This window comes from Amycolatopsis sp. SID8362, from assembly GCF_010550475.1.
GTDB classification, from domain to species: domain Bacteria; phylum Actinomycetota; class Actinomycetes; order Mycobacteriales; family Pseudonocardiaceae; genus Amycolatopsis; species Amycolatopsis eburnea.
On the sequence record NZ_JAAGNB010001160.1, the window covers coordinates 25,113 to 31,387 of the forward strand.

7 protein-coding genes and 1 pseudogene are annotated in these 6,275 nt (G+C 71.6%); 3 read left to right on the forward strand and 5 right to left on the reverse strand.

Features of this window, described 5'->3' with window-relative positions; translation table 11 throughout:
- Positions 1–6: 6 nt before the first annotated feature.
- On the reverse strand, positions 7–1,314 hold the full coding sequence (locus tag G3I65_RS36150) for a lipopolysaccharide biosynthesis protein (RefSeq protein ID WP_160700073.1): 1,308 nt from the start codon (positions 1,312–1,314) through the stop codon (positions 7–9).
- The gene (locus G3I65_RS36155; protein ID WP_160700074.1) at positions 1,311–2,330 is read right to left on the reverse strand and encodes a glycosyltransferase family 2 protein; all 1,020 of its coding nucleotides are present in this window, start codon (positions 2,328–2,330) and stop codon (positions 1,311–1,313) included. The genes G3I65_RS36150 and G3I65_RS36155 overlap by 4 nt, the downstream gene beginning before the upstream one ends.
- 84 nt (positions 2,331–2,414) lie before the next feature.
- Between G3I65_RS36155 and G3I65_RS36160 the strand changes: the two genes are divergently transcribed.
- Complete coding sequence (locus tag G3I65_RS36160; protein ID WP_160700075.1) at positions 2,415–3,512, forward strand: UDP-N-acetylglucosamine 2-epimerase; 1,098 nt, start codon at positions 2,415–2,417, stop codon at positions 3,510–3,512.
- A 58-nt stretch (positions 3,513–3,570) separates the two neighbouring features.
- Positions 3,571–4,131 (forward strand): glucosaminidase domain-containing protein, encoded by a 561-nt coding sequence (locus G3I65_RS36165; protein ID WP_160700076.1) that lies wholly within the window; start codon positions 3,571–3,573, stop codon positions 4,129–4,131.
- On the opposite strand, the gene recR is transcribed toward G3I65_RS36165, so the two are convergent.
- Together recR and G3I65_RS36175 are read right to left on the reverse strand one after the other, a co-directional pair.
- Positions 4,128–4,724 (reverse strand): recombination mediator RecR, encoded by a 597-nt coding sequence (gene recR, locus G3I65_RS36170; RefSeq protein WP_125308392.1) that lies wholly within the window; start codon positions 4,722–4,724, stop codon positions 4,128–4,130. The genes G3I65_RS36165 and recR overlap by 4 nt on opposite strands.
- A gap of 5 nt (positions 4,725–4,729) precedes the next feature.
- Positions 4,730–5,089: a YbaB/EbfC family nucleoid-associated protein gene (locus tag G3I65_RS36175; RefSeq protein ID WP_125308395.1), complete on the reverse strand. Its 360-nt coding sequence runs from the start codon at positions 5,087–5,089 to the stop codon at positions 4,730–4,732.
- Between the two features lie 78 nt (positions 5,090–5,167).
- Here G3I65_RS36175 and G3I65_RS36180 point away from each other — a divergent pair, with 78 nt between their 5' ends.
- Entirely contained in the window at positions 5,168–6,013 is an 846-nt protein-coding gene (locus tag G3I65_RS36180) for an N-acetylmuramoyl-L-alanine amidase (protein WP_309235898.1), read from the forward strand.
- Positions 6,014–6,034: 21 nt separating this feature from the next.
- Here the strand turns inward: G3I65_RS36180 and G3I65_RS36185 are convergent.
- Positions 6,035–6,275, reverse strand: a pseudogene (locus G3I65_RS36185) (DNA polymerase III subunit gamma/tau); the annotation flags it as partial.

Here is a 6,275-nt window from a genome sequence, read left to right on the forward strand (position 1 = left end):
GGGCCGCTACGAAGACGTTTCACCGGTGCCCGGGGTTGTCCCCGAGACCGTTTCCGGCGCTTTCCGGAGGACGAACGCGAGCACCACGGCCAGGCCGAGCGTCGGCGCCGCGGCCAGCGCGACGACCGCGCGGAACACGGTGTCGCCGGGCAGCAGCACCAGCAGGAGGGACGCGGTGCCGGTGACGACGGCCCAGGTGAGCAGCACGAGCCGGGCCTGGGTGCGGGCCACGAGCACGGCCGTGAGCAGCTGCATCGGCACCAGCAGCACCGACGACCAGACGAGCCCGGCGACCGACCAGCCGTCGATGTCGTACTCCGGCCCGCTGACGAACCGCACCGCCCACGGGCCGAGCCACAGCCCGACCAGCGCGCCGAGCGCGGCCAGCACCAGCGCCGCGGCGGCACCGAGGGCCAGCACGCGGCGGAGCCGGCGGCGACCCTCCTCGGTGACCGAGAGCCGGACGACGAACGGCACGGCCAGCGACTGCACCGGCCCGATCAGCGTCAGCGGCAGCCGCGCGATGACCAGCGCGGCGAACAGGGAGCCGACGCGGTCGCCGTCCCCGCCCGGGGCGAGCAGGCCGACCAGCGCGGGGTAGCCGGTGATGACCGCGGCCGTCAGCGCCGCGCCGACCAGCAGCATGCCCATCCGGCGGCCGGTGACGCCCCAGCCGTCGCCTTCGACGTGGACGTCGAGCAGCTGCCGGGCCGGGCGGGCGAACAGCAGCCAGGCGAACGACCCGGCGGCGACCGCGATGGCCAGCGAGACGACGTTGTACGCGACCGAGACGACCAGCGCGCCCAGCACGAGCGCCCGGATCGCCGGTTCGGCGACCACCAGCAGCGAGAAGGCCTTCACCTTGTGCTGCCCGATGAGCAGGCCGCGGGTGCCGAACTGGCAGGCGAAGGCGACGCCGCCGCAGAGCACGATCACGGCCAGCGACCAGTCGCCGTGGAAGAGCTTCTCGTTGATCGGCGGGATCAGCAGTGCAAGCGAAAAAGCGGCCGCGACCAGCATGCCGACGGCGACCGCGCGCAACGCCGGGCGGCCCGCCCTGCCCCCGGTCAGCGCGGCCACGGCCGACTGGCGCGAGAGCTCCTGCTCCAGCGGCGAGAGCGTGCTGCCGAGGCCCATCACCAGGCCCCAGAAGGTGACGAAAACGGCGTAGTCCTGCGGGGGCAGCAGGCGCTGGCAGGCGACGGTGAGGACGTAGCCGAGGCCGATCGACACGATCAGCGAGCCGCCGAGGCTGCCCGCGGTGGTGCGTCCGCTGCTCGTCGCGGCCGGGGTTTCCACGTCCGCGCTGCTCATCGGCGGCGGAGCTTGGTCCGCACGGCCATGGCCAGTCCACGCAGGACACCGGCGCCGAAGCCGCCGGCGAACACCGGCAGCAGCTTGGTGACCGCGCGGGCCTCGGGGCCGGTCGCACCGCACTTCTTGACGACCTCGCCGGCCGCGACCGCGCCGAGCACCCCGGCGGCCAGCGTCGTCTTCGGCTTCTTCGCGGCGAAGGCGAGCCCGAGGACACCGGCCGCGAGCGCGCCGAACAGGGCGTTGCGGGCCGGGCCGGGCGAAGCGATGTAGGAGTCCACGTAGGTCGTGCCGCGGAAGTACGCCTGCTGCGTGAACTTCTTGAAGGAGTCGCGCCCGTTGTAGGTCGCGGACAGCTCGGGAGCCAGCCAGATCCGCTCGCGCTCGGCGATCCAGCGCAGCATGCGGGTGTCGTCGCTGGCGAAGCGGATGTCGTCGAACAGCGACGCGAACGCCGTCACCGAGCCTTCGAGGAGCCCGCGGCGGGCGCAGAAGAACGTGGTGCCCTTCGGGTAGACGTCGAACTCCTCGATGCCGTACGACATCAGCCGCGGGTTCGCGCAGTACTTGCGCCACGGCACCTTGACCAGCCCGGCCATGAACCCGGCGTACGGGTTGTGCTCGGAAGCGACGTTGATGTGGCCGTTCCAGACCGCGCGCTCGGGGTGGTCCACGAGCTGGTCGCGCAGGAACGTCAGGGTGTGCTCGTCGACGATGACGCGGCTGTCGAGCAGCGCGATCCACTCGCCGGACGACTTGGCGATGCCCGCGCTCCTGGCCTCGAAGCGGCCGCCGTTGGCCTGGGTGAGCACCGTGATGCCGTGGCGTTCGCGCAGGTCGTCGAGCCGCGACGGCGTGGCGTCGGTGCTGCCGTCGTCCACCACGACGACCTCGATCGGCCAGCTCGCGGCCGACGCCGAAGCGAGCAGCGCGCCGACACTGCGTTCGATCCAGTCCTGCTCGTTGTAGACCGGGATCACGACGCTGAGCGAGGGGAGGAGCGGGTTCGCACTCACCGTGCCGAGGCTACCCGGCGGCCCCCGCGGGGGGTCGGCCAGTATCCTTACGCCACCGCACCCGACCAGAAATGGGCCTCTCCGGTGATTTCCTTCATTCTCGGCACCACCGCGGAACTGATCAAGATCGCGCCCGTCTACCACGGGATCCGCGAGCGCGGGATGCGGCCGAAGATCTGGTTCACCGCCCAGCACGTCGACGAGGTCGCGGACGTTCTGGCGGACCTGAACATGCCGGCGCCCGACGTCTGGCTGGTGCCGGAGGACAAGGCCCACAACCTCGAGTCGCCGGCGCAGGTGCCCGGCTGGGCCGCGCAGGTGCTGCGGACCGCCTGGAGCCGCCGCCACGAGCTGCGCGCCGCGCTCACCGAGGACGGCCGTCCCCCGCTGGTGCTGGTGCACGGCGACACGTTCACCACGCCGTACGGCTCGCTGATCGGGAAGCGCATCCTCAAGTCCCGCGTCGGGCACGTCGAGGCGGGCGCCCGCTCGGGCAGCATCCTCTCGCCGCTGCCGGAGGAGCTGAACCGCAAGATCGCGGCGAAGATCGTCGACATCCACTTCGCGCCGAGCATCCGCGAGGTCAACAACCTCCGCAACGCCCGCGGCGTCGTCGTCGACACCGAGGCGAACACGGCGATCGACGCGATGCGCCTGGCCATCAACGGGCCGCTGGACGTGCCGAACCTGCCGGAGAAGTTCGGCCTGGCGACGCTGCACCGCTTCGAGCTGGTTTCGCGCCCGGACAAGTACCGCGAGGCACTGGAGATCCTGCGCGAGCAGAGCCGCAAGATGCCGATCCTGTACATGGCGGGCGCGCCGGAGCGCGAGAAGATCCGCGCGCTGGGCATCGGGAACATCTTCGACGACCAGTTCATCGTCCAGCCGAAGATGCGCTACCTGAAGTTCCTGCCGCTGGTCGCGCGCGCCGAGTACGTCGTCACCGACTCGGGCGGCCTGTCGGCGGAGTGCTACTACCTCGGCCTCCCCTGCGCGGTGCACCGCGAGCGCACGGAGACCCCCCAGCACCTCGGCGAGACGGTCGTGCTGACCGAAATGCGCGGCGACAAGCTGCAGAACTTCCTCGACACGTACGAGAACCGCCGCGGCGAGTCCTGGATGGACAAGTACCACCCGTCGGAGATCGTCGTCGACACCCTCGCCCAGCTCAGCTACTGCTGAGTCCTTCGTTCGGGTGACCTCCGGATTTTCCCGGGGGTGAGCCGGGCAGAGTGTCGCCATGATCCACATCGGACTGGCGGCGCTGCTGGCGGTGGTCCCGCCGCCCATCGACCAGGCGTCGGTGCGTGACGCGGCGCTTTCGTCGGGCTTCCAGGATGTATACGTCGCTTCGGCGGGCCCGATCGCCCGCGCGATCCACGCGGCGTACGACATCCCGGCGTCCGTGACGGTGGCGCAGTCGATCCTGGAGTCGAACTGGGGCCGCAGCCGGCTGTCGGTGAACGAGCTGAACCACTTCGGCTTCAAGTGCGTGACGCCGACGAGCCCGGGACCCATCGCGGTGCGGTGCGCTGCCTACCCGACGACGGAGTGCGTTCCGGCGCCGTGCCATCCGGTGGATGCGTTTTTCCGCTCGTACGCGTCGATTCACGACTCGTTCCGCGACTACGGGCGGCTGCTGACGACTTCGTCGAACTACGCGGCGGCGCTGCCGGTGCGGGACGATCCGGACGCGTTCGTCCGGGCGGTGGCGCGGAAGTACGCCACCGACCCGGAGTACGCGAACAAGGTGATCAGGTTGATGGACCTGTACGACCTGCGCCGCTTCGACGCCGCTTAGAGCGCGCGGCGGCCCGAGAGCGCCCGGCCGAGCGTCAGCTCGTCGGCGAACTCGAGGTCGCCGCCCATCGGGAGGCCCGATGCCAGCCGCGTGACGGTCAGGCCCGGGAAGTCGCGCAGCATCCGGACGAGGTACGTCGCGGTCGCCTCGCCCTCGGTGTTCGGGTCGGTCGCGATGATGATCTCGGTGATGTCGTGCTCGCCGATCCGCTTGAGCAGCTCGCGCATCCGCAGCTGCTCCGGCCCGATGCCCGACAACGGGTCGAGCGCGCCGCCCAGGACGTGGTAGCGGCCCTTGAACTCGCGCGTGCGCTCGACCGCCAGGACGTCCTTCGGCTCCTCGACCACGCAGATGACCGTGAGGTCGCGGCGCTCGTCGCGGCAGATGCGGCAGGTCGGCTGCTCGGAGACGTTGCCGCAGATCTCGCAGAACTGCACGCCTTCCTTGACCTTGCCGAGCACGTCCTGCAGCCGCGCGATGTCGGCCGGGTCGGTGGCCAGCAGGTGGAACGCGATCCGCTGGGCGCTCTTCGGCCCGACCCCGGGCAGCCGGCCGAGCTCGTCGATCAGGTCCTGGACGACACCTTCGTACAAGTTCGTCAGCCGCCGAAGCCGAGGCTGCCGAGGTCCGGCATGCCGCCACCGCCGCCGAGCCCGCCGGCCAGGGGGCCGAGCTTCTGCTCGGTGAGCTTCTGCGCGCTCGCCGAAGCGTCGCGGACCGCCGCCACGATCAGGTCGGACAGCGTCTCGACGTCGTCCGGGTCGACCACCTTCGGGTCGATCTGCAGGCTCTTCAGCTGGCTGTCACCGGAGACGGTCGCGGTGACCAGCCCGCCGCCGGCGCTGCCGGTGACCTCGGTGTTGGCGAGCTCTTCCTGGGCCTCGACGAGCTTCTGCTGCATCTGCTGGGCCTGCTGCATCAGCTGGGAAATGTCGAAGCCACCGCCGGGTTGCACCATGATCGCACTCGGTCCTCTCTGCACGCCTGTGTCCCCACCAGGGTAGTCGCGCCACGCGGGGTGCCCGGCTGTGGCACCGTGGTCGCCGTGCGACGCGCGATTGTCCCCCTCCTGCTGGCCGGTGCCCTGCTGTTCACGGGCTGCTCCGGCGACATCCCGGCGGCCCCGGCACCCGCCCCCGTGACGACGCGGACGATCACGCCGACGCCGACGACGGTCACGCCATCGTCCTCCGTACCGCTTCCGCCGACTTCCCCGGTCGCGCCTCCCGCACCGGGGAAGGTCGTCGTGCTCGATCCCGGGCACAACGGCGGCAACGCGTCCCACCCGGCGGAGATCAACCGCCAGGTGCCCGCCGGACGCGGGCAGACCAAGCCGTGCAACACCACCGGCACCTCGACCAACGCGGGCTACCCGGAGCACGCGTTCACGTTCGACGTCGCCCGGCGGGTCGGGGACGCGTTGGCCGCCAAGGGAATCCGGGTCGTCTACACGCGACAGGACGACACGGGCGTCGGCCCCTGCGTCGACCGCCGCGCGGCGATCGGCAACGAGGCGAACGCGGACGCCGTCGTGTCGATCCACGCCGACGGCTCGACCGCGGCCGGCGCGAACGGCTTCCACGTCGCGTATTCGTCCCCGCCGCTGAACGCCGCACAGGGCGCGCCTTCCCTGCGGCTGGCGGAGGTGCTGCGCGACACGATGCGCACGGGCGGCTTCAGCACGTCGAACTACATCGGCGGCAACGGCCTGTCGGCCCGCACGGACCTGGCCGGTCTGAACCTGTCGACCCGCCCGGCGGCCCTGGTGGAGTGCGGCAACATGCGCAACGCGACCGAGGCGGCCCGGATGACGAGCGCGGACGGCCGTCAGCAGTACGCGGCCTCGATCGCCGCGGCGATCGAGGCCTACCTGGCGTCCTGAGCTCCTGCCCGAGCCTCCGGGTCAGTCCAGGGGGCGGGCGCCGAGGTGGTCGGAGATGAGCTTGCGGGCCACCTCGTCCGGGTCCTGGTCCGGCGGCGGTGGGGGCGGCGGCGGGGCCGGGCTGGCGTCCTCGTTGTAGAGGTCCTCGTCGTCCTCGTCGGAGGGCTCCGGGGGCAGCGGGATGTCCGGTTCGCTCGTCGTGACCTTGGGCCGCGCGGGCGGCGGCGGGGTCGCCGGCCGGGCCGGCGCTTCGGCCGCGGGC

Coding starts and splice junctions, on each gene's coding strand:
- G3I65_RS36150 (WP_160700073.1), bottom strand. CDS start 1,314: ATGAGCAGCGCGGACGTGGAAACCCCGGCCGCGACGAGCAGCGGACGC.
- G3I65_RS36165 (WP_160700076.1), top strand. CDS start 3,571: ATGATCCACATCGGACTGGCGGCGCTGCTGGCGGTGGTCCCGCCGCCC.
- G3I65_RS36175 (WP_125308395.1), bottom strand. CDS start 5,089: ATGGTGCAACCCGGCGGTGGCTTCGACATTTCCCAGCTGATGCAGCAG.